The sequence below is a fragment of the Halobacillus litoralis genome (assembly GCF_004101865.1).
In the GTDB taxonomy this organism is placed as follows: domain Bacteria; phylum Bacillota; class Bacilli; order Bacillales; family Halobacillaceae; genus Halobacillus; species Halobacillus litoralis_A.
Genome location: NZ_CP026118.1, coordinates 3,707,034 through 3,729,517, shown reverse-complemented (window position 1 = coordinate 3,729,517; position 22,484 = coordinate 3,707,034). Strand labels below are relative to the sequence as shown.

Here is a 22,484-nt window from a genome sequence, read left to right as displayed (position 1 = left end):
TCATTCGCCTCCTGCTAATTGTTCTTTCATATAATCAATGATCGCATCAAGGGATATTTCTTTCTGCTCTCCGGATGCCATCTCTTTGACATTGATCACTTGGTTTTCTAACTCTTCCGCTCCTAATACGAGGACATATCTACTATTTAGCCGATCTGCTGTTTTAAACTGTCCTTTCATCTTTTTGCCAAGGTAATCTTTATCTACTTGTACGCCGGCCCCTCGCAATTGATCGGTAAGCCTGACAGCTACTTTATCGGCTTCTTCACCCATAGCGATCATATAGCAATCCAAACCTTCATCCAGCGGTAATTCGATGCCTTCTGCTTCCAGTGCCATCAATAAACGTTCAATACTCATAGCAAAACCGATTCCTGAAGTCTCAGGGCCGCCTACCTCTTGCACCAGACCTGTATAACGTCCCCCGCCACTTAACGTAGTGATAGCTCCAAATCCTTCCGCTTCGCTCATAATCTCAAAAGCAGTGTGATTGTAATAATCCAATCCTCTTACTAAATTGGGATCAATCACATATTGAATGCCCATCACATCTAAGTACTCTTTCACTTTATCGAAATAATCGCTGGAGTAATCGTTCAAATATTCCAGGATCGAAGGCGCCGTCGCCATTGCCGGGTGATCTCTATCCTTCTTGCAATCAAGTACGCGCAGCGGATTTTGATCCAAACGCACTTGACAATCAGAACAAAGTTCATCTCTATATGGATCGAAATGACGGATAAGAGCCTGCCTGTGGGCTTCTCTGCTCTCCTTATCCCCTAAACTATTCAATACCAATTTCAATGACTGCAGACCAAGCTCACGATATGAATTCAATGCCAGAGACAGCACTTCTGCATCAATGGCTGGATCATCACTGCCTAAAGCTTCTATCCCGAACTGGATGAATTGGCGCTGTCTACCCTGTTGAGGTCGTTCATACCGAAACATCGGCCCCATGTAAAAGTACTTTGTAGGCTGATTCGGCAGCCCGTACACTTTATTTTGCACATAAGATCTAACAACTGAAGCTGTGCCTTCAGGTCTTAACGTAACACTTCTTCCCCCGCGATCTTCAAATGTGTACATTTCTTTTTGAACAATATCTGTACTATCTCCAACACCACGTTGAAAAAGCTCTGTATGCTCAAAAATAGGTGTCCTGATTTCTTTATAGTGATAACGGCGGCATAAATCCGCTAATTGTCGTTCAACAAATTGCCATTTTTCTGAAGAACCTGGAAGAATGTCCTGTGTACCTCTCGGGGCGTTGATATTCATTCAATCTCCTCCTTAAGATTTAAACCATCATTTCTCATAAAAAAAGTCCCGTCCCTTTTCCGACGATCGGAAAAGGGACGGGACTAAACCCGCGTTGCCACCCTGATTGGAGCATTGCTGCTCCCGCTCAAAACAGTTAACGCCTGTGAACGTCTGCACCTACTGTGGAGTTCGATGCAGAACCTAAGAAACGTCTTTCATCAGTGCAGCACGAATGAATGCTTCCAGCCTAAGGCATTCTGTCTCTGGTCGTATGGATACTGATTACTTTTTCCCTCAATGGTTTTATTCGATTCATTTTAGAATTGATTACTATCATATAGCTTCACTCAACTAAATGTCAAGCTGTACTTGAAATTACTTGTGAAATTATTTGTATCCCCAGCAGGGTACTAAATCCTTTTTGCGATAAGGTTCCCTGAGCTGCTTTTACGTTATCGTTCTTTGCTGTCAACAATCAAAGTCACAGGACCGGAATTCGTTAATTGAACATTCATCATTGCTCCGAATTCCCCTGTTTCTACTTCTACACCTTCGTTCACTACCTTATCATTAAAGCTGATATATAGTTCTTCAGCTTCAGCAGGCTTAGCCGCTTGCATGAAATTCGGCCGACGACCTTTTCGGCAATCCCCATACAAAGTAAATTGAGAAATCGACAACATGCGCCCGCCAATATCGACAAGCGAGCGATTCATTTTTCCATCTTCATCTTCAAAAATACGAAGGTAAGGAATTTTCTTGGCTAAATAACGGGCATCTTCTTCGGTGTCTTCATGGGTAACACCTAGCAATACCACGAGGCCACAATCAATGCTTCCGATAGATTCACCTTCCACAACTACGGAAGCATCCACCGCACGTTGGACGACTGCTTTCATGATAATATCCCCTTTTTCAACTATTGCATGACACGACGAACCGTGTACACTTCTTGAATTTGTTTGATACGTTCTACAATTCTCCGTAAATGATTCGTGTTTTGAATCAAAATCGTAATATGGATCGTCGCCATCTTATTACGATCGGACTTGCCGGATACAGCGGTGATATTCGTCTTCGTTTCGTTCACTGCTTGCAATACTTCATTTAGCAAACCTCTTCGATCGTAACCCCAGATCTCCAAGTCTACGTGATACTGTTTAGAATCCGTAACGGATGTTTCCCACTTGACTGGCAGCAGTCGGGTTTGAGCTTCTTCTGTTTGTACATTGGGACAATCAGTACGGTGTACGGACACGCCTCTCCCCTTCGTAATATAGCCGATAATGTCGTCACCCGGAACTGGATTGCAGCATTTCGACAAACGGACAAGGAGATTGTCTACCCCTTCAACTCTGACGCCGGAATCTTTCTTATTGGTCTTTGGTGGTGTTTTTATTTCTGTTGTATTCACATCAGCAAGGGTTTGCTCTAAGTCTTGCGCTTGTTTCTTTTGCTTTCTTATTTTCTCTGTCAAACGTGTAGCAATCTGAGCTGCTGTAATCCCTTGATAACCTACAGCTGCAAACATGTCTTCTTCGTTGGCAAAGTTGAATTTCTCAGAAACACGATTCAAGTTATCGGTCGAGTAGACATCCTTTGGCTGTAAACCGAAATTGCGGATTTCACGTTCTACAAGTTCTTTACCTTTTGAAATATTTTCATCTTTTTGCTGTTTTTTGAAAAACTGTTTAATTTTGTTTTTTGCTTGAGAGGTTTGCGCTAGCTTGATCCAATCTTTTGATGGACCATACGCATGTTTCGATGTCATGATATCGACAATGTCACCAGTGTCCAGCACATAGTCCAGTGGTTCCATTTTCCCATTCACTTTAGCGCCGATGGTTTGATTCCCCACCTCTGTGTGGATGCGGTAAGCAAAATCTACGGGTACAGAACCAGACGGAAGCTCTATGACATCCCCTTTTGGAGTAAATACATACACCATATCGGAAAACAAGTCTACTTTAAGTGACTCCATGAACTCTTCAGCGTCATGCGTTTCACTTTGCCATTCCAAGATTTCACGGAACCAGGTCAATTTCTCTTCAAACGTTTGTTCAGAAGTCTGTTTTCCTTCTTTGTAAGCCCAGTGGGCAGCAATCCCATACTCAGCGATTTCATGCATTTCATGAGTACGAATCTGAACTTCCAAAGGGTCACCCTTTGGCCCGATGACCGTAGTGTGCAAGGATTGATAAAGATTAGGCTTAGGCATTGCAATATAGTCTTTGAACCTGCCCGGCATCGGTTTCCAGCAAGTATGGATGATTCCCAGGACCGCATAACAATCCTTAATGCTGTTCACTGTAATTCTAACGGCTAACAAGTCATAGATTTCATTGAATTGTTTATTTTGCAGTACCATCTTACGGTAGATACTATATAAATGCTTCGGTCTACCATTCATGTCTGCCTCAATATTGACCTCTTTCAACTGCTGATGAATCTCATCAATCACTTCTTCGATGTAATGCTCCCGCTCGTTTCTTTTCTGCTTCATCAAGTGTACGATTCTATAATACTGTTGAGGATTCAAATAACGAAGGGCTGTATCCTCCAGTTCCCACTTGATGGTCGAAATACCAAGACGATGAGCTAACGGTGCGAATATTTCCAGTGTTTCATTGGAAATGCGACGTTGTTTCTCAGCAGGCAGGTGCTTCAATGTCCGCATATTGTGTAAGCGATCGGCAAGCTTGATCAAAATGACACGCATATCTTTAGCCATTGCTACGAACATCTTTCTGTGGTTCTCTGCCTGTTGTGCTTCTTTAGATTTATATTTGATTTTGCCCAGCTTCGTTACTCCATCTACAAGCATGGACACCTCTTCACTGAATGCTTTCTCTATTTCTTCCAGCGTGACTTCCGTATCCTCTACCACATCATGAAGAAATCCTCCAGCAATCGTTTCTGGATCCATCTCTAAATTCACAAGTATCCCTGCAACTTGTATGGGGTGGATAATATAAGGCTCACCAGATTTACGAAATTGATTGCTGTGTGCATGTTCAGCGAATTCATAAGCACGACGAATAAAGGCCAGATCCGACTCATTCAAATACTGGCTTGCTTGTTCTATGACTTCTTCTGCAGTTAGAACTGTATCTTTCGCCATTCAATCACCCTAGTTTCTTTAAAACTTTCCCAAAGTTTATTTGGTTATTATTATCAAAAAAAGCGTTTCTCTTGTAAAGCGAAAAACTTTTCCTCTATCTGTAAAACAAAGAGCGCCCTTGATAAGGGCACTCTTTCATTATTAGTATTGCATTAAAGTTAGCACATCATGGTTATTCAGCTTGCTGCGCCCATCTAAATATGTGAGTTCAATCAAGAAAGCACAACCCGCAACTTCTCCACCCAGCTGCTCGACAAGATCGATGGTCGCTTCAATCGTACCACCCGTAGCCAGCAAGTCGTCAATGATCAACACACGTTGACCTGGCTTGATTGCATCTTTATGAATGGTCAACACGTCTTTTCCATACTCTAAGCCATAATCGACTTTGATGGTATCACGCGGCAGTTTCCCTTCTTTACGGACCGGAGCAAACCCGATTTCCAAAGCATAAGAGACTGGGCACCCGACGATAAAGCCACGCGCCTCAGGGCCTACAACAATATCAATTTCTTTATCTTTTGCATATTCTACAATTTCATCGACCGCTGCTTTAAAGGCTGGGCCATTATCCATCAATGGGGTGATATCTTTAAACTGGACCCCTTCTTTTGGCCAATCCTCAACGATCGCGATATGTTCTTTATAATCCATAAACTACTTCCTCCTTGACATGCTTAGAAGGTTGGTTCAGATGTTGATCAAACCAATCTTTTAATTCTTTATATGTGGAATAGTATAACGTTCGCTCCATTTGAAGTTGTTCTTCTCTTTCACGATAAAGCGATGATTCATTCAAATCCTTTTGTGAAGGTTGTGATGCAACCGTAATAATCCCATTCTTTATTTTAACAAAGTCCAGTTCAAAAAACACCTCTGAAATAAATTCCACCATAGAACGATCCCATCCTTTGCGATCGGCAAGAAGATCACTCTCCTTCTCTATGTTGAAACTCCCACGCTTCAATAGCATACCATAAAACCATTTGAAATGGTCTCTCGAAGGCCAGGTTTTTAAGAAGGTGCTTTCTTCCAAATGATAGCAGGCGAATACCTTTCTCACCTGCAAACGTTCTAACAGTTCACTCAATTGACTCATGGTTTGCGGTAAGTCTATGAGCAGGAGACCATCCATATCACCTTCACGAGGCAAATCTTCCGCTCGGAAAACCGGTAAGTCTAAAGGAGCTTTTGTTTGATTACGGAAACTGACTGCCGTATACGACTCTGCAGGAGGTATGACAAGATTCTTTTCTATGTGTTTAGATCCACGATAATCAAACAACTGCCACTCATCTACTCTTATGTCTTTGATCATGACTTGCAAGTTTTTCCGCCCATTCCACTCATTGATACCCAACTCTCCTACAATATCCAACGTGGCCTGCGGAGAAAGTTGAGAATAGAGATCGCCCATTCCAAAAGCAATTCCATCGACACGTGCCTGTTCACTTTGGAATTGGAATTTCAGATGATTTTTTTTACTTCCAATCAGCCGGACTTCTTTAGGAGTATGTTTAAGATGAAACAGTGGTTTAGGGTTCCCCATACCGAACGGACGTAACTGGTCCACTTCTTCAATTTGTTTTAAAGAAATATCTTCTAATGCTACTGTAGTTTCTACTTCAAGGACTTGCTGATAATCATCCTCTGAAAGTTTTTCCTCAGCAAGCTGAATCAAATCTCTCCTCAAGCCTTCGATTTCTTCAACTTTGAGTGTCATTCCCGCAGCTTGTGCGTGTCCTCCAAAATGCAAAAACCGTCCACGGACTTCCATACAATTTGCAAAGAGGTCATAGGCAGCGATGCTTCGTGCCGAACCTTTCGCTTCACCTTTTTCAGGATCTATCGCAAGTACAATGGAAGGACGATCAAATTGCCTTACCAGTTTAGAAGCAACAATTCCTAACACACCTGGATTCCAGCCTTCTTTAGCTACGACTATAACATTATCTGTATCGCCTTCCTGATTCATAACCATCTCTTCTGCCTCTTTGGCAATAGCCGCTACGATTTTCTGCCGTTCTTGATTCAATTGGTTGATGAAAGCAGCGATTTCCTTAGCTTCTTCAAGACTCTCGGACAATAATAAATCCACGGCTGGAGAAGCATCTTGAAGACGGCCGACAGCATTGAGACGCGGACCAATTGTGAATCCAATCGTTTCTTCGTTCATGTCCCCTTCGATGGAACAAACCTCTCTTAAAGCTTGTATACCTGGTCGGTTGGACCGAGAGATTGCTTGGAGACCGACAGCTGCTAAAATCCGGTTCTCCCCCTTCAAAGGAACAAGATCAGCAATCGTACCTATCACTGCGAGATCGAGAAACTCTTTCGGAAAGCGGCCAAGCAAAGCTTGAGCAAACTTAAAAGCGACGCCTACACCAGCCAGTTCCTGAAACGGGTAATCCGCAGAAGTTTTCGGATGAATGATACTAAATGCTTCCGGAAGAACCTCCTGAACTTCATGGTGGTCCGTTATGATCAAATCAATACCAAGTTCTTTTGCAAATGCCGCTTCTGGTATCGCAGCGATACCTGTATCGACAGTTATGATTACAGCGTAACCTGAATCACTGGCAAATCGGAACGCTGCTTCGTTCGGTCCATATCCTTCTGTAAAGCGATTAGGAATATAGAAGTCACAATCTGCTCCTGCTTTCCTTAAAGCTTCTACCATCAAAGTTGTTGAACTGACACCATCAGCATCATAGTCACCAAAAACTAATATCGGTTCCTCCTGCGCGATTGCCTCTTTAACACGGGAAATAGACTTCTCCATCCCATCCATAAGAAAAGGATCGTGTAAATCATCTAAAGACGGATGCAAAAAACTCTCCGCTGTCTGTGCATCATAGATTTCTCTTTTCTCAAGCAATTGGCGGGTAAGTGGTGTCACACCAGCTAATCCTTCCGATGTTTGAGAAAGATCCCTATATGTAAAATTCCATTTCATCTTACTTTGTATCATAAGTTCACCCCTGACCCGTCTATTATACAAGAGCGACCCAGGGGTAGCAAACTCAATCATGTCACCTTTGGAGGCGAATCATCTTCATCTGCCGTCTCTTCTGTTTGATCACGATTTTCCTCTGCATACGCGGGAGAAGAGGAAACAGGGGCATCGGCAGAAGATTTTTCTTTTAAAGTACGATTTTCACGCTTCAATTTAAAATATCGTACAGCTCCTACAGATGCCGTCGCCAGGCCACCTAACAAGACTGAAATCAAAATAACAAGGATCAAAGGTGCCTCCCCCGATCCGAATAAGTAATTAACCTGTACAGGGTCGACATTGATGACAGCAAAAATAGCAATCAATAAAGCAAAAATGAATGCCAGGATAAGGTATGTTTGGCCTTTCACTTTGAGCCTCTCCTTTCTGAATGAAAAAATATATGATCTTTATTTATATACCCTTGATGAGGGCTGTCTAACCAAGAAGGACCTTACCATCTTTAAGGTAAGGTCCTTTCACTGAATTGTTTATTCACCGGGATAACGCTCTAACGATAACTTTCCATTCTTATTTCTCAGGGTTCAAGCAACCTGATTTAATCCCATGGTTTTACACTTGCGGGCCGTCTGTTTTTTTCTTTTTCACATAGTTGATCGGTTTATCCTTAATGTTACGTCCACGCCAGACCAACCACAGTTGGGAGGCAATAAACAAGGATGAATACGTACCTGCAAGCAATCCGATTACAAGAGCGAAAGAGAAGTTCGTGATTGACGATGCTCCAAAGAATAACAGCATAGCTGCTGCGAATATTACCGTAATAACAGTATTGAAACTACGTGCTAAGGTTTGCATCAAACTGTCATTGACAATTTGCGCGAGCTCTTTGAATGATTTGACTTTCTTCTTCATTCTCAAGTTTTCCCTGATCCTGTCGAAGGTTACTATGGTGTCGTTGACGGAATAACCGACAATGGTCAAGATAGCAGCGATGATTGTAATATCAAACTCCAGCCTTGTAATACTGAAGAACGCAATAATGAAAAAAGCGTCATGTAATAATGCAATGATCGCTGTCAAAGCAAAGAAAATCTCGAATCGGATCGTCACATAAATGATGATTCCGATCGATGCATACAAGACAGCTAGTGCTGCATTTTTTGCTAGTTCCTTAGCAATAATTGGTGAAACCGTGCTTATGTTCGGAGTGTTTCCATATTTTTCTTCATAGTAGCTTTGAATTTCACCAACTGTGTCTTTTTCCAACTCCCCATCAAAACGGGCAACTGCAATTTCGTTATTGTCCCCTGAGATGATCACTTTTTCAGGGTTCACATTAAACTCCTGTTCCAATGTTTCCTCAACTTGGGAAGCACTAATATTCCCATCAGACAAAATCGAAACGCGTGAACCGTTAGAAAAGTCGATGCCTAGATTCAAGCGGAATACAGCGAGAGCCAATACTCCTGCCAACACTAAGATAATCGATATAGCAAAGAAACGCTTACGTAAACTGACAAAGTCAAATTTACGCTTGGCAAATGTCGCTTCCACCTCGGCTCCGTCTTCGATGTTATGAATATCCTCTGGTTTCACACCAAACCACTTAGGACGTTTGTTCAGGTAACGGCTCTTCACCCATAGACTCATGAATAACCGGGTCCCATATACCGCAGTGATAAAGCTGACTAAAATACTGACAATCAACATCGTGGCGAAACCTTTGACCGAGCTTGTTCCAAAGATGAAGAGTACTGTCGCTGCGATCAAGGTTGTGATATTCGCATCTAAAATCGTAGATAGTGAGCGTTTATTCCCGGCTTTATAAGCAGAGAGTAAAGTCTTCCCTGACTTAAGCTCTTCTTTAATTCTTTCATATGTGATGATATTCGCATCCACAGCCATACCAACACCGAGAATCAATGCAGCGATACCAGGCAGCGTAAGGACACCGTTCATAAGCTCAAAGACGACCAGTATCAAATAGACATAGACAGACAATGTAATGGTTGCGATAATGCCCGGGAAACGGTAGTAAGCAATCATGAATATGAAAATCGCTGCAATACCGATAAATCCAGCAAGAATCGTTTTGTTCATAGCCTGCTCACCGAATTGTGCCCCTACAGAGGTCGAATAGGTCTCTTCCAAGTTGACCGGCAAGGAACCTGCATTCAGAATATCTGCCAGCTGTTTAGCTGATTCAACGGTAAAGTCTCCACTGATTTGGATCGAATTACTCCGGATCGGCCCGTTCTGCCGGAAAGATGGTGCTGAAATGTAGGCCGGATCTTCCTTGCCATACTCTTCAGCAAATGATGTATTTTCATTGTAATCAAGCCAGATCACTAATAAATCGTCAGGATATGGCGTACTCGGATCATCCGGTGTATTATAGATCTCTTCAGAGACATCGTAAAACTCTGAAGCGCTTTTCACCTTCAATGTCACGATAGGTTCATTCGTATCAGGATTGAAAGATTGCTGTGCACTTCCTTCAACTAAATCAGACCCATCCATGTATTCTTTTCCATCCGTGCCGCGCAGAGAGAGCTCAGCAGTCGTAGACAGGAGTTCCCTTGCTGTTTGTTGATCTTCCACACCAGCAAGCTGGACACGTATTCTCCCCTGATCTTCAATGGAGATGTTTGTTTCACTGATTCCTAATGTATTGACACGCTCACTTAATGATTCAGCTGTCGCTTCCAGCACCTGATCATTAACCTCTTGCTCCTCATTCAGTGGTTCGACATCATAGAGGATTTCGAAGCCACCCTGCAAGTCCAGTCCTAATTTAATATCTTTTGTTACACCTGTAATGGTCGTCCCAATCGTAGCCGCTAGTAATAAGACTACAATGAAAAAGGCGACGATCCGCCCTCGTTTCACCATACCTGTTTCTTCCTCCTTTATGTGTTGACACATGCGACATATCTAACCGCTTGTAACGTATTTATGTATAAATTCAATTACAGGATCAAGGAACCAATCCCCGTACCTATTCTACTACTATTTTTACTTTTCGCAACAATAAGCCTGTCAATAAAGAAACTTGCAGACCAGATACAACTAATCCGTTGAATTATTGAGGGCTTCAAGGGAAGCAAGCAAATCGTCATTCTGATAGGCTTCCGTCGTCAAGTAACTGGTATAGGTGTGCGTGGAAAGGTGAAAAATGTCCTGGACCACTTGGTAAAGCCTTTTTTCCGTGTCGTCTTTCCACACTTTCTTCACTAAGCAATCCCACAACTCTCGCTCAGTTGCCCTCTTATAACCTAAGAGGTGAAATTCTTCTACCTTACTCCTCAATACAAGTGCCACTTCTTCCCGCCATCCGCTGACATTTTTATATTGTTCCATTTAGCTGCTCCTCACTCTAGTCATTTCCCATAATCGTTTGTCATGCCTTGTCCATCTTCACGCATATAATTCATTGTAGCTGAATTTTAATTCTTTGAGAAGGCGGATTAAACATATGTCAAAACAAACTTTTCTGCAGGGGGCTCTCATCCTCGTAGCAGCTGGACTGATCACTCGATTATTAGGGTTCATCAATCGGATCGTCGTAGCTCGAGTCATGGGGCCAGAAGGAGTCGGCCTTTACATGATGGCCCTGCCTACATTGATTCTGGCTATCACTATTACTCAGTTCGGTTTACCCGTCGCAATCTCGAAACGGGTCTCCGAAGCCGAGGCTACAGGGAATGAGAGTAAAATCAAGCGCATCCTTGTCGTTTCCTTAGCCGTGACTGGTACATTAAGTATTCTCTTTACGATCGGACTTTTTTTACTTGCACCCATAGTCGCTACCTTCTTCCTTACAGATCCGAGGGCCCTATACCCACTTTTGGCCGTCACACCGATCATCCCTATCATCGCGGTTTCTTCTGTCATAAGAGGCTATTTCCAGGGCAGACAGAATATGAAACCACAAGCATTATCACAAGTGATTGAACAAGTTGTACGTATAGGATCAGTCATTTTCCTTACGAAAATGCTCTATCCTTATGGCGTCGAGTTTGCCGCTGCCGGTGCAATGGCTTCTGCTGTTTTAGGTGAATTCATATCCTTGCTCTATATGATGCGTCAGTTTAACGTTCATAAGAGTTTCCGTCTAAGAAAATCATGGAAAAAGCATTTAGGGGAAGGGCGTCGGACATTGAATGAGCTGATGACGATTGCACTTCCGACCACAGGCAGCAGATTCATTGGTTCAGTAACGTATTTCTTTGAGCCGATACTTGTGGCACAAAGTTTAGCGTTCGCTGGTATAGCAGCAATCGAATCCACCAAACAATATGGAGAACTGACTGGTTATGTGTTGCCACTCTTGTTTTTGCCTACCTTTTTGACGCACGCTTTATCCATTGCTTTAGTCCCATCGATTAGTGAAGCGGCAGCCAAAGGACAATATGAGACCATACAGTATAGAATTATGCAATCAATCCGTTTATCGATTGCTTCCGGCGGTTTGATCACCATCGTATTTATGATTTTTCCAGCTGTAATCCTAACGACCGTATATGGGACAAGTCATGCGGCATTCATGCTGCAATTCATGGCGCCATTCTTTCTGCTTCATTATATCCAAACACCGTTGCAAGCAACCCTGCAAGCCTTGGACCTTGCCCGACCGGCAATGTGGAATACGCTGATAGGAGCAATCATTAAATTTGCAGTATTAGTAAGTTTAAGCTCACGTCCGGAATTCGGTATTCATGGCGTGGCCATAGCCATGGTTGTGGGTGTAGTCATCGTAACATTATTACATTTAGGAGTCTTGATGAAATATAAAGTGGTCTCCTTTCCGATTCAGATGTTCATGAAATTCATAATGGTCATAGGCATCACTGGCTATATCGGTTTTCAATGGAAACATCACTGGTTACTTGCCAGCAAACCTTTATCACAACTGTTAACAATGGGGATCGCTCTTTCCCTGCTTTATATCTTCCTGTTGTTCCTATTCAAATTGCTAAGTAAGGAAGAATGGAAATTAATTCCTTGGAATCGCTTATTCCATAAAAAATAACCGCCTCCTGCGGTTATTTTTTATGTGTATTCATTATTTTCATCGATTTTTAGTTCTCCTTGATCATTGATGGTGCATAAGGATATTTGCTCAAACGACTGAAACCCATGTTTACGAACTTCGTTTAACAGCCATTGTTTATGTTTTCGAATCGTCTTCAAACCGCTATATTGAACTTTTCCATCAGCGATAAGTACGACAGCATAATCAGAACCTCCATTTTCTTTTTTCTCAAAAACGGATAGTTTACCAGAAGGTTCTAAAATCGCATAGGCTACATCATCGACTTGTTGAATGCCGTGTTCACGTAACTGAAGAAGCAGATCATTAAAATTGTAACGCTGCCGTCTCATTTCATGCTCATCCACTTTCCCATGTTTAATGATCACTGAGGGCTTTCCATCAAACCAATTACGGAATCGTTGATTTTTCAAAGAGACCCACGCACTGACTAATTGAATGGTCAGTAATATAGCCATAGGTACAATCGCTTGCCATAAAGGAGCGTCTGGTTTTTCAATCAAGAAAACAGCTATTTCTGCGAGCATAATGAAAACAACCAGGTCCATGACGCTCAATTCACCGATTTCACGTTTACCCATAAACCGGAATACGAGCAAAATGATCAAATAGGTGATAAGAGTACGAAACATGACGGAAAGTACAAGCACATCCATCCACTACCTTCCTTAAAGGTTTGCCTCTTGTTAACATCACCTATTTTGTTAAATTTATTAGAGGAAGGGAAGTAAATAGCGGAACCACACATAAACCGTGGAAATTAGCAGAGATAATAATAATACTGGGATACCGTAAAAGGAAAACTTCAAAAAAGGAATGGGTTGATTATGACTTGCCGCTAAACCTGCAACAACGACATTAGCCGAAGCACCCACTAATGTTCCGTTCCCTCCAAGGCATGCACCAAGGGCTAATGACCACCACACTGGATCAACGTTCATCATGCCATACCCTTGCAGTTCCTGCACCACTGGAATCATGGCTGCCACAAACGGGATATTATCTACAACACCTGACAATATTCCTGCACTCCATAACATGACCAGTGATGTAACAGGCATGTCACCTCCTGAAATCCAGACCATGCCCCTGGCCAATTCATCAATGACTCCAACGGTTTCCAAGCCTCCCACTAACATAAAAAGCCCCATGAAGAAAAATAAAGTGACCCACTCTACTTCCTGAAATACATGCTCAACATCCAACTCTTTCTCAGACAAGAATAACAACAACAACGCTCCACTTACTGCAATCGTAGTAATGTCCATATGGATGAACGGGTGCATCATAAAACCGGTGATGGTAAGGAGTAAGACGGATATGGACTGAACAAGCAGTCGGGAAACTTTCAAATGTTCTTTGGCATCCATCTCCATTAATGCAGCAGCCAGCTTCTCATCATAGCTCAAGCTTTTTCTGAACAACAGAATCGTACTGCCAATAACTACTACAAAAATAATCAACACTACTGGACCGAGGTGGTATAAAAAAGAAACAAAACTGAAATGCTCAACGGCTTGTCCGATCATGATGTTAGGTGGGTCACCGATCAATGTAGCTGTACCTCCGATGTTCGAACTGAAAATCGTTGTAATTAAATACGGAAAAGCGGGAAGTTTCAAACGTTCGACCAAAGACAAAAGTACAGGAACAAATAGAAGGACCGTCGTAACATTGTCTAAAAAAGCCGAACCGACTGCTGTGAATAAAGCAGTTACCATCAGTAATGGCACAGGACGGCCTTGTACCATTTGAGCCAGCCGGATCGCCATGAAGGTGAATATCCCCGTCTTTTTTGTGATGGATACAAGGACCATCATCGAAAATAACAATGCGACTGTTTCCCAATCAATGAACCCAAAAGCTTCCTCCCATGCATAAACTTTAGTTACCAATAGAAGTACGCCACCTGCTATGGCCACAAGAGCCCGATTCAACTTTTCAGTCATAATCAGTACATAACTAGCCACGAATATGAGCAATGCAAGTACAGTTGACATAGATCTTCCCCTTTTACACGGACTTTACTTATATCTATTCAAGTAAAAAGGAAAATATCTGCTTCTATAACGATAGAATTGATGCATATAGTTTTAAAGACAAGCTTTTTAGGGGGGATGATATGAAAAATTTATTACAGGGAGTTTTAGGGTATGGAATAGGTTCTATCTTCATTCTCATGATTGTTTTCGCAGGGGTATTGGCTTTATTACTAAGGTTTACCGGGATGGAATATCAAACGCTCAATCAAATGGCATTGATTGCAGGCATCAGTATCCTTGCATTCGGTGGCATGCTCGCGGCGTACAAAGGAGAACAAAAGGGATGGTTATCTGGAGGTATGACAGGACTCATTTTTGTAAGTGCAATGATCTTATTCCAAATCATCTTTGAGAACCAGCTGGTCTCTTTACCACAACTCAGTTATTTTGGTGGATTAGTGCTTGCAGCATGGTTAGGTGGAATGATCGGTGTAAACTTACCAAGACGAACGGTGAAAAGATGAGAAATACAGAAAATCCCGTTACAAATAAATGTAACGGGATTGCTCTTTAATCCTGGTTCAGCTTTTCTCGGATGGAAGAGCGGTCGAATTTCATTTGTGTACCGTCTTGTACAGAAACAACAAGCGTACCTTCATCTATAGCATGAATCGTACCGTGCATTCCTCCGATTGTGATAATTCTATCACCCTTTTGCAGATCAGACTGCATCTGTTGGACCTTCTTCTGTTTCTTTTGCTGAGGTCGAATCAACAGGAAATAGAAAATGACGAACATTAGAATAATAGGTAATAATCCTACTAATGTATCCATTTATTTTCCCCCTTTCTAAAAGTTCTTAGCATTTGGTTTGTTGAAACCATACTGCTCAAAGAATTCTTCTCTAAAGTCACCGAGTCGATCTTCTCTAATGGCCTCACGCACTTGCCTCATTAATTTTAACAGAAAATAAAGATTATGATAAGTCGTAAGTCTGAAACCGAAAGTTTCGTTCGCTTTTACCAAATGGCGGATATAAGCGCGACTATAATTCCGACATGTATGACAATCACAATTTTCATCAATCGGCCGGAAATCACGGGCAAACTTCGCGTTACGTACGACCAATCTGCCTTCAGATGTCATAAGTGTTCCATTGCGGGCAATCCTTGTTGGCAGAACACAATCAAACATATCAATCCCGCGAATACTCCCATCGATCAATGAATCAGGTGACCCTACACCCATGAGATAACGAGGCTTCTGTGTTGGAAGCAATGGAGTCGTGAAATCAAGCACACGGTTCATCACATCTTTGGGTTCTCCAACAGACAGACCACCGATAGCATACCCAGGGAAGTCCATTGAAGTTAAATCCTGGGCGCTCTGACGGCGAAGGTCCTCATACTCCCCGCCTTGAATGATACCGAACAACCCTTGAGCATCAGGGCGCTGATGACCTTCAAGGCACCTCTCAGCCCAACGGCTCGTACGTTCTACAGATTGTTTCATATATTTGTGTTCTGCCGGATAAGGAGGACATTCATCAAAAGCCATCATGATGTCTGCACCTAAAGCATTTTGAATGTGCATCGCCTTCTCAGGCGATAAGAAAAGCTTTTCCCCACTAATGTGATTACGGAAGTGGACACCTTTCTCTTCGATCTCTCTCAAGTCACTCAAACTGAACACCTGGAAGCCACCGGAATCAGTCAAAATCGATCCATTCCAATTCATGAAATCGTGTAATCCACCAGCTTCCTGTACAATGTCCTCCCCAGGACGGAGCCAGAGATGATAGGTATTCGATAGGATGATTTGAGCTCCCATCCGCTCTAATTCTTCAGGGCTCATTGTTTTAACAGTTGCCAAAGTCCCCACCGGCATGAACATAGGGGTTTCGAATGACCCGTGTGGTGTGTGTACTTTACCTAAACGGGCACCTGTCTGCTTACATGTTTTTATCAACTCATAGGTTACTGCCATTTTTTCTACCCTTTCTGACTTTTGATCTTCAACATCATGTAATGAACATCGCATCTCCAAAACTGAAGAAACGATACCTTTCTTCTACAGCTTTTCGGTATGCCTCTAAAATGAAATCCCGTCCAGCGAATGCACTGACGAGCATGATCAACGTTGACTTTGGTAAGTGGAAATTCGTAATAAGCCCGTCGATCGCTTTCAGTGTTTGTGGAGGATAAATGAAAATGTCCGTCCATCCACTCGCTGCCGTGAATGTACCGTGATCGCGTATAATGGTTTCGAGAGTTCTCGTAGACGTTGTACCGACAGAAATAATCCTGCCCCCACGCTGTCTCACTTCATTCAGCTGATCTGCCGTTTGCTGGTTCAATTGATAGAACTCTGCATGCATATCATGCTCTTCGACATTGTCTACACTCACTGGTCTAAAAGTACCTAACCCTACATGTAAGGTCAGATAAGCCATTTCAATTCCCTTTGCTTGCAGCTCCTCCAGGAGATCCTCTGTAAAATGCAGACCTGCGGTGGGGGCAGCTGCCGACCCCTCTTCCTTCGCGTAAACCGTTTGGTAACGTTCACGATCTGGAAGCTGTTCTTTAATGTAAGGAGGGAGTGGCATCTCACCTAAGGAGTCCAGTACCTCAAGAAAAATCCCATCGTAGCTGAATTTCACTTTACGGCCGCCATGCTCTTGAATTTCTGTACATTCAGCTGTCAATTGACCTTCTCCGAACACAATTCGAGTCCCCACCTTCACCTTTTTGGCAGGTTTGATAAGGACTTCCCATTCATCCTTTTCTGTTTGATGGAGCAATAGAACTTCGACTTTCCCGCCGGTATCTTCTTTTGCACCATATAAGCGGGCGGGCAAAACTCTCGTATCATTCAACACAAGACAATCGCCGGAATTCAAATATTCCGTGATCTGAGAAAAGTGCCGGTGTTCAATCTCATTTGTTCGCCTATTACAAACCATAAGACGAGAAGAAGAGCGATTTTCTAAAGGCACTTGTGCAATCAACTCTTCAGGCAGCTCAAAATCATACTGCTTAATATCCATATAAATCCCCTATTCTTCCTAGCTTATTTTAAGATAAAAAAGTAAGCGCCACGTTCTCCCCCAGTTACTTATGCAGAACATTGAGATGACAAGTCTTACTTGATCAAGAGTCTGCTTACGATTGCGGAGGGCTAGCGCTGACCCTGGATAATCCATAAGTACATGCACCTATGTTGCGCGCACAGAAATCCGTCCTCTCAAAATTTCCTGAATAAGAAAAAAATCAATGAAAGAACGATACTTGCTATAATCGATGTCATAATAGGAAAGTAAAAAGTGACATTGCCCTTTTTAAAGCTTAAGTCACCAGGTAGTTTGCCAAAAATACTCCATAACAATCCGATCACAATAAACACAATCCCTATAACAATAAAGATTTTACCAAACCCCGTCAAGAGCCAGGCACCTCCCTATTGAAATGGGCATAAGCTTTGGGGGTCACTACCCGGCCGCGTGGCGTCCTTTGGATATACCCGATCTGCAGCAGAAATGGTTCATATACATCTTCGATTGTTTGAGATTCCTCTCCAATCGTTGCCGCGATCGTATCCAGACCGACGGGGCCGCCTTGGAAACCGTCCATAATCCCTTTAAGCAATTTGTGATCAATAAAATCAAGTCCTTCATCGTCGACTTGGAGCATTTTAAGGGCTTCTTGAGTGGTTTCTTTAGAAATGCCATCTTCTCGCTTAACTTGAGCAATGTCCCTGACACGCTTCAATAAACGATTGGCAATTCTCGGGGTCCCTCTCGAACGCCGCGCTATTTCCACGGCTGCATCATAATCAATATCGACATGGAAAATTTCAGCTGTCCTTTCCACAATAGAACACAATGCATCGGTTTCATAATATTCTAACCTGCTATGGACACCGAAGCGATCCCTTAATGGGGCTGAAAGTAAACCCGCTCTAGTCGTAGCTCCGACTAAAGTGAAAGGAGGCAAATCCAGCCTGACGGAACGAGCACTCGGACCGTTTCCTACTACGATATCCAAACAAAAATCCTCCATTGCAGGATACAGAACCTCTTCCACTGAACGTGGCAAACGGTGTATCTCGTCGATAAAGAGAACATCGCCGGGTTCTAATGACGATAGGATTGCGGCCAAATCTCCCGCTCTTTCAATAGCCGGTCCTGCAGTGGTACGAAATTGCACACCCATTTCATTTGCGATAATTGATGCAAGAGTTGTCTTACCCAAACCAGGTGGTCCATACAACAAAGCATGATCGAGAGGCTCATTCCGCATCCTTGCTGCTTCTATAAAAATACGAAGGTTGTTCTTCACTTGATGCTGACCAATATACTGATTAAGTCTTTCCGGCCGTAAGCTTAGTTCAATATCCTGATCAGCTTCTTGTTGTTCACCAGATATCATACGATCATCCACCTATAACCCTCCTTATTCTTAGGTTTTCATCAGCAGTTGCAGGCCTTGGCGAACATAATCATCCACATTTCCATTGTTTGCTTTCTCAAGTTCAGTCCTGACAAATTTCACTTCTTTATCGGTATAACCTAAGGCTTTCAGCGCTTCAATGGCATCATCTACACGTTGACGCTTTTCATTTGAAGGTAAATCATCTTTATAGAACAGTGTATCCTCATTTTCTTCATCTGGTAACCAAACCACCAGTTTGCCTTTCAAATCGAGAATCATCTGCCGTGCTGTCTTTTTCCCGACTCCAGGAAACTTCGTCAAATATTTATCATCTTCTTGCTCAATCGCTGAAACGAATTCAGGTACGCTCACCGTTCCTAGTATGGCGAGCGCACCTTTCGGACCAATTCCTGACACATTTAGCAATTGAGCGAATAACTGCTTATCTTCTTTTTTCTTGAAACCATATAAAGACTGGTTATCTTCTCTAATATAATGGTATGTATGTATTTTCACTTCATTGTTTAAAGCATCTTGAAAATGAAAAGGGTTGGCACATAAGATTTCATAGCCAATACCATTCGTTTCTATAATGACCGACCCCTCATCAATGGTCGTCAACTGACCTTTCACATAACTAATCATTGAAGTAATCCTCTCTAACCTTTATTCTATCCTTAATATTGTAACATACAAGCACATGTTCGCCCATAATCATGTCAAGGAACTTTCAGCCTCAGTACCCGCATAATGCTTCTTAGTGGACCACAACAAAAACAGCCACTTTTCATCTGTGGCTGTTTCGTCGATTATACTTCGCCTTCATCTGAGTATTGTTGGAGAACTTGCTCAAAATGTCGTTGATCTTTGATTTTTATCCCTGTTTCCAATTCTTTTTCCCGTTTGGACTCTAAGGGTTTAACAGGAATAGGCTTGAAGGATTCCATCACTTTCCCATTATCCGGCAGACCTTGAAAAACAGCTAGTTCTCCATTCTCTGTCAGCCCGAAGTAACCTTGCTGCTTCGTCAGTGGAGAAATATCTTCTACATGCCTTTGGAAGACTACTGTATCTATATGCTGTTCTTCTACCGTCCAATCTTCATAAGTGGCCCAGAAATCCATCATGGACCATATGGTTTCTTCTTTTTTGGTTGTCTCTGTTACACCGTCTATATAATGTTCTCTTAATATCACCTTAAGTTTCAAAGGTTCAGGCTTCACGAGAGTTTTGACAGTGTCTGTGCTCTGACTGCCTTTCCCTTGGATTATACGCTGTGTAGAGTTGTCTTCAGCAGCTAAAGGCTCCGGTTGGGAGTTTGAAACAAATGCCCAACTTAAAACTAACAAGCCCATGACTGCCCCCGCTACCAACAACCACCTCTTCATGATCATTCCCCCTAACAGAAATAACTTCTGTTCCTAGTGTGTCCAGAAACAGAAGTTATTATCATAGAAAAGGGGAATTACGCTAATTTTTCCAGAATCGATTCATCGGCATCAAGATTATGATAGACTTCCTGGACGTCATCATTATCTTCAAGCATATCAATCAATTTAAGCATTTTTTCAACGCCTTCTTCATCAAGTTCGGTATAAGTCTCGGGTATCATCGTCACTTCGCTTGTAACGAACTCATACCCACTTGTTTCTAAGGAAGCTTTGACATCTGAAAAGGATTCAGGCTCTGTATAGATTTCAAATCTTTCGGCTGTTGTTTCCATTTCCTCTGCTCCTGCTTCAATAGCCTCCAGCATAACCGATTCTTCGTCAGCTTCCATCGAGGGACGGTCAATGACCAGGTAGCCTGAACGATTGAACATGAATGCTACACAACCATTTTCCCCAAGGTTCCCTTCATTTTTATTGAATGCATGTCGGACATCCGCCGCTGTACGGTTTTTATTATCCGTCAACACTTTTACCATGACGGCTACACCGCCGGGCCCGTACCCTTCGTACGTATATTCTTCATAATTGACACCATCTAAATCGCCCGTGGCTTTCTTAATCGCACGATCCACGTTGTCATTCGGCATATTGTTGGATCTCGCTTTATCGACAGCTATACGCAAAGGAGGGTTCGTATCCGGATCCCCCCCACCTTGTTTCGCTGCCATGAAAATTTCACGGGCAAGCTTCATGAAAAGTTTTCCCCGCTTTTTGTCTTGAGCACCTTTCCGATGCTTGATATTACTCCATTTTGAATGGCCAGCCATGGACATTCTCCTCTCCCAAGCAAATCTTTTCTACTTCAATATATCATAATCCCCAGTTGCCTTAAAAGAAGTGCTTTTCTACTGTTGTTTGAAGAAATCCCTGATTTGGTTTTTAAGCCGATCCGGAGCTTGAGATGCTTTCAAGCGGCTATTCAAATCTTTCATATGATCCCAATTGTTGTTGTTTGTATAGATTGTCACTTTTTTATCGGTCAGCTCTTCAACCTTTGTCTGGATCTTCTCTGGAACAGATTGATCTCTTCTATCATAAGGATTGACCATAACGGCTATATATACATGATCATCCGTGGAAAAAGCCTGTGCCATTGTCACCTCTTCTAATTCATGAACCTTCTCAACGATTTCCATTGCATCTTCGTTATTAAAGTCATTATCATGGGAGCGGTTCGTTTGATTATAACGGGAATTTTTAAATTCTTCCTCTGCTGTACGCTTAAAATAACTATCTTTCCCAGTTGGAATCTTCCCTCTTCTTTTTACGCCTTCATCCGCTTTGTATTCCAAAGGTTCATAAAAGGACTCCTCTTCTTTTGGTTCTGGTTCAGCTGCATCTTCAGCTTGACAAGCTAATAAGGTGGTACAAACCATTAAATACATAAATATTATTTTCCACATAAAAACATTCTCCTTTTACCCTTACTATGGGTCCAAGAAGAATGTTTTAGTCTGACAATATTCGCCATGCTTATTTAGGAGGAGCAGGCGGCAGCTGTCGTTTATGAGCCGAACGTGTGTGCATGGCTTCTATGATTTCACGGTCTTTCTCAGGAATTTCCTTCCCTTCAAGGTGACGATCGATATTCGCGTAACTGGTTCCCATCTCATTTTCATCTGTTTGACCTTCCCACAAACCTGCACTTGGCTGTTTATGAATGACTTCACCAGGGACACCAAGATACTCAGCCATTTCACGGACTTCCCCTTTAGTAAGATTCACAAGTGGAACAAGGTCCACGCCTCCATCGCCATACTTTGTAAAATAGCCAGTGTACCATTCAGCAGCATTATCTGTTCCTACCACTAAATATTTATGATTGGTCGCCACCGTATAAAGCGTGCTCATCCTCAAGCGCGCTCGCAAGTTTGCATCAGCCAATTTCAATTGGTTTTCATCTAGTTGATTGGTGCTTTTCAATTGCTGTTGGATGTTCGAAAACATCACTTCGTGCGTTTCGGTCAAATCCACTGTTATGGAAGGTAGACCACATGCTTTCAAAACACTTGTTGCATGTTTTTGATCATCTGATTGGCTTTTACAAGGCATGACGACTCCCAGAGAGCTTTCAGGGCATGCTCTTTTAATTAAATTCGCTACAACTGCAGAATCGATTCCGCCACTGACACCGACTAGCAGTCCATCTACATTCGCTTGTTCGACCTGTTTTTGAAGCCACGATACTATCTTGATCACATTTTGTTCCACCGGATTGCTCATCC

At 42.5% G+C, this 22,484-nt stretch carries 22 protein-coding genes and 1 other annotated feature; of the genes, 2 read left to right on the top strand and 20 right to left on the bottom strand.

What is annotated here, in order from left to right:
• From hisS to HLI_RS18355, 8 genes are all read right to left on the bottom strand, one after another.
• Positions 1-1,281 carry a histidine--tRNA ligase gene (gene hisS, locus HLI_RS18390; RefSeq protein WP_128526360.1) on the bottom strand — a complete coding sequence of 427 codons (1,281 nt, stop codon included), beginning with the start codon at positions 1,279-1,281 and terminating at the stop codon, positions 1-3.
• A gap of 70 nt (positions 1,282-1,351) precedes the next feature.
• Positions 1,352-1,570, bottom strand: a binding site (T-box leader).
• 145 nt (positions 1,571-1,715) lie between these two features.
• Entirely contained in the window at positions 1,716-2,162 is a 447-nt protein-coding gene (gene dtd, locus HLI_RS18385; RefSeq protein ID WP_128526359.1) for a D-aminoacyl-tRNA deacylase, read from the bottom strand.
• Between the two features lie 20 nt (positions 2,163-2,182).
• Positions 2,183-4,384 carry a RelA/SpoT family protein gene (locus tag HLI_RS18380; RefSeq protein ID WP_128526358.1) on the bottom strand — a complete coding sequence of 734 codons (2,202 nt, stop codon included), beginning with the start codon at positions 4,382-4,384 and terminating at the stop codon, positions 2,183-2,185.
• 141 nt (positions 4,385-4,525) lie between these two features.
• Positions 4,526-5,038, bottom strand: a complete 513-nt coding sequence (locus HLI_RS18375; RefSeq protein WP_128526357.1) for an adenine phosphoribosyltransferase — start codon at positions 5,036-5,038, stop codon at positions 4,526-4,528.
• Positions 5,028-7,355, bottom strand: coding sequence for a single-stranded-DNA-specific exonuclease RecJ (recJ, locus tag HLI_RS18370; protein ID WP_128526356.1), 2,328 nt, complete (start codon positions 7,353-7,355; stop codon positions 5,028-5,030). Before recJ ends, HLI_RS18375 begins: the two co-directional genes overlap by 11 nt.
• Before the next feature lie 56 nt (positions 7,356-7,411).
• Entirely contained in the window at positions 7,412-7,750 is a 339-nt protein-coding gene (locus HLI_RS18365; protein ID WP_128526355.1) for a LapA family protein, read from the bottom strand.
• 202 nt (positions 7,751-7,952) lie between these two features.
• Positions 7,953-10,235: a protein translocase subunit SecDF gene (secDF, locus tag HLI_RS18360; protein WP_128526354.1), complete on the bottom strand. Its 2,283-nt coding sequence runs from the start codon at positions 10,233-10,235 to the stop codon at positions 7,953-7,955.
• Positions 10,236-10,412: 177 nt separating this feature from the next.
• On the bottom strand, positions 10,413-10,703 hold the full coding sequence (locus tag HLI_RS18355) for a post-transcriptional regulator (protein WP_128526353.1): 291 nt from the start codon (positions 10,701-10,703) through the stop codon (positions 10,413-10,415).
• 115 nt (positions 10,704-10,818) lie between these two features.
• On the opposite strand from HLI_RS18355, the gene spoVB reads away from it, so the two are divergent.
• Positions 10,819-12,375: a stage V sporulation protein B gene (gene spoVB, locus HLI_RS18350; protein WP_128526352.1), complete on the top strand. Its 1,557-nt coding sequence runs from the start codon at positions 10,819-10,821 to the stop codon at positions 12,373-12,375.
• Between the two features lie 20 nt (positions 12,376-12,395).
• On the opposite strand, the gene HLI_RS18345 is transcribed toward spoVB, so the two are convergent.
• Positions 12,396-13,052 carry a DUF421 domain-containing protein gene (locus HLI_RS18345; RefSeq protein ID WP_128526351.1) on the bottom strand — a complete coding sequence of 219 codons (657 nt, stop codon included), beginning with the start codon at positions 13,050-13,052 and terminating at the stop codon, positions 12,396-12,398.
• Positions 13,053-13,109: 57 nt separating this feature from the next.
• The gene (locus HLI_RS18340) at positions 13,110-14,396 is read right to left on the bottom strand and encodes an ArsB/NhaD family transporter (RefSeq protein ID WP_128526350.1); all 1,287 of its coding nucleotides are present in this window, start codon (positions 14,394-14,396) and stop codon (positions 13,110-13,112) included.
• A gap of 122 nt (positions 14,397-14,518) precedes the next feature.
• Between HLI_RS18340 and HLI_RS18335 the strand changes: the two genes are divergently transcribed.
• Positions 14,519-14,902 (top strand): TIGR04086 family membrane protein, encoded by a 384-nt coding sequence (locus HLI_RS18335; protein WP_128526349.1) that lies wholly within the window; start codon positions 14,519-14,521, stop codon positions 14,900-14,902.
• 46 nt (positions 14,903-14,948) lie between these two features.
• Here HLI_RS18335 and yajC read toward each other — a convergent pair whose 3' ends face one another.
• The 10 genes from yajC to nadE all read right to left on the bottom strand — a co-directional run bounded on the left by yajC (position 14,949) and on the right by nadE (position 22,470).
• Entirely contained in the window at positions 14,949-15,212 is a 264-nt protein-coding gene (gene yajC / locus HLI_RS18330; protein WP_128526348.1) for a preprotein translocase subunit YajC, read from the bottom strand.
• 15 nt (positions 15,213-15,227) lie between these two features.
• Entirely contained in the window at positions 15,228-16,364 is a 1,137-nt protein-coding gene (tgt, locus tag HLI_RS18325; RefSeq protein ID WP_128526347.1) for a tRNA guanosine(34) transglycosylase Tgt, read from the bottom strand.
• Between the two features lie 34 nt (positions 16,365-16,398).
• Positions 16,399-17,424 carry a tRNA preQ1(34) S-adenosylmethionine ribosyltransferase-isomerase QueA gene (gene queA, locus HLI_RS18320; RefSeq protein WP_128526346.1) on the bottom strand — a complete coding sequence of 342 codons (1,026 nt, stop codon included), beginning with the start codon at positions 17,422-17,424 and terminating at the stop codon, positions 16,399-16,401.
• A 197-nt stretch (positions 17,425-17,621) separates the two neighbouring features.
• Complete coding sequence (locus HLI_RS18315; protein ID WP_128526345.1) at positions 17,622-17,819, bottom strand: DUF2905 domain-containing protein; 198 nt, start codon at positions 17,817-17,819, stop codon at positions 17,622-17,624.
• Positions 17,816-18,817, bottom strand: a complete 1,002-nt coding sequence (gene ruvB, locus HLI_RS18310) for a Holliday junction branch migration DNA helicase RuvB (RefSeq protein ID WP_128526344.1) — start codon at positions 18,815-18,817, stop codon at positions 17,816-17,818. The genes HLI_RS18315 and ruvB overlap by 4 nt, the downstream gene beginning before the upstream one ends.
• A gap of 18 nt (positions 18,818-18,835) precedes the next feature.
• Positions 18,836-19,453 (bottom strand): Holliday junction branch migration protein RuvA, encoded by a 618-nt coding sequence (gene ruvA / locus HLI_RS18305; RefSeq protein ID WP_128526343.1) that lies wholly within the window; start codon positions 19,451-19,453, stop codon positions 18,836-18,838.
• Between the two features lie 164 nt (positions 19,454-19,617).
• The gene (locus HLI_RS18300) at positions 19,618-20,196 is read right to left on the bottom strand and encodes a BofC C-terminal domain-containing protein (protein ID WP_241655885.1); all 579 of its coding nucleotides are present in this window, start codon (positions 20,194-20,196) and stop codon (positions 19,618-19,620) included.
• 77 nt (positions 20,197-20,273) lie between these two features.
• Positions 20,274-21,026 (bottom strand): YebC/PmpR family DNA-binding transcriptional regulator, encoded by a 753-nt coding sequence (locus HLI_RS18295; protein WP_128526342.1) that lies wholly within the window; start codon positions 21,024-21,026, stop codon positions 20,274-20,276.
• Between the two features lie 78 nt (positions 21,027-21,104).
• Positions 21,105-21,662: a YhcN/YlaJ family sporulation lipoprotein gene (locus tag HLI_RS18290; RefSeq protein WP_128526341.1), complete on the bottom strand. Its 558-nt coding sequence runs from the start codon at positions 21,660-21,662 to the stop codon at positions 21,105-21,107.
• 70 nt (positions 21,663-21,732) lie between these two features.
• Positions 21,733-22,470, bottom strand: a complete 738-nt coding sequence (gene nadE, locus HLI_RS18285) for an NAD(+) synthase (protein WP_128526340.1) — start codon at positions 22,468-22,470, stop codon at positions 21,733-21,735.
• Between the last annotated feature and the right edge of the window lie 14 nt (positions 22,471-22,484).

Coding starts and splice junctions, on each gene's coding strand:
- secDF (WP_128526354.1), bottom strand. CDS start 10,235: ATGGTGAAACGAGGGCGGATCGTCGCCTTTTTCATTGTAGTCTTATTA.
- HLI_RS18380 (WP_128526358.1), bottom strand. CDS start 4,384: ATGGCGAAAGATACAGTTCTAACTGCAGAAGAAGTCATAGAACAAGCA.
- HLI_RS18300 (WP_241655885.1), bottom strand. CDS start 20,196: ATGAAGAGGTGGTTGTTGGTAGCGGGGGCAGTCATGGGCTTGTTAGTT.
- HLI_RS18295 (WP_128526342.1), bottom strand. CDS start 21,026: ATGGCTGGCCATTCAAAATGGAGTAATATCAAGCATCGGAAAGGTGCT.
- HLI_RS18290 (WP_128526341.1), bottom strand. CDS start 21,662: ATGTGGAAAATAATATTTATGTATTTAATGGTTTGTACCACCTTATTA.
- dtd (WP_128526359.1), bottom strand. CDS start 2,162: ATGAAAGCAGTCGTCCAACGTGCGGTGGATGCTTCCGTAGTTGTGGAA.
- HLI_RS18335 (WP_128526349.1), top strand. CDS start 14,519: ATGAAAAATTTATTACAGGGAGTTTTAGGGTATGGAATAGGTTCTATC.
- queA (WP_128526346.1), bottom strand. CDS start 17,424: ATGGATATTAAGCAGTATGATTTTGAGCTGCCTGAAGAGTTGATTGCA.
- HLI_RS18340 (WP_128526350.1), bottom strand. CDS start 14,396: ATGTCAACTGTACTTGCATTGCTCATATTCGTGGCTAGTTATGTACTG.
- recJ (WP_128526356.1), bottom strand. CDS start 7,355: ATGATACAAAGTAAGATGAAATGGAATTTTACATATAGGGATCTTTCT.
- hisS (WP_128526360.1), bottom strand. CDS start 1,281: ATGAATATCAACGCCCCGAGAGGTACACAGGACATTCTTCCAGGTTCT.
- HLI_RS18355 (WP_128526353.1), bottom strand. CDS start 10,703: ATGGAACAATATAAAAATGTCAGCGGATGGCGGGAAGAAGTGGCACTT.
- spoVB (WP_128526352.1), top strand. CDS start 10,819: ATGTCAAAACAAACTTTTCTGCAGGGGGCTCTCATCCTCGTAGCAGCT.
- ruvA (WP_128526343.1), bottom strand. CDS start 19,453: ATGATTAGTTATGTGAAAGGTCAGTTGACGACCATTGATGAGGGGTCG.
- HLI_RS18375 (WP_128526357.1), bottom strand. CDS start 5,038: ATGGATTATAAAGAACATATCGCGATCGTTGAGGATTGGCCAAAAGAA.
- yajC (WP_128526348.1), bottom strand. CDS start 15,212: ATGGATACATTAGTAGGATTATTACCTATTATTCTAATGTTCGTCATT.
- HLI_RS18345 (WP_128526351.1), bottom strand. CDS start 13,052: ATGGATGTGCTTGTACTTTCCGTCATGTTTCGTACTCTTATCACCTAT.
- tgt (WP_128526347.1), bottom strand. CDS start 16,364: ATGGCAGTAACCTATGAGTTGATAAAAACATGTAAGCAGACAGGTGCC.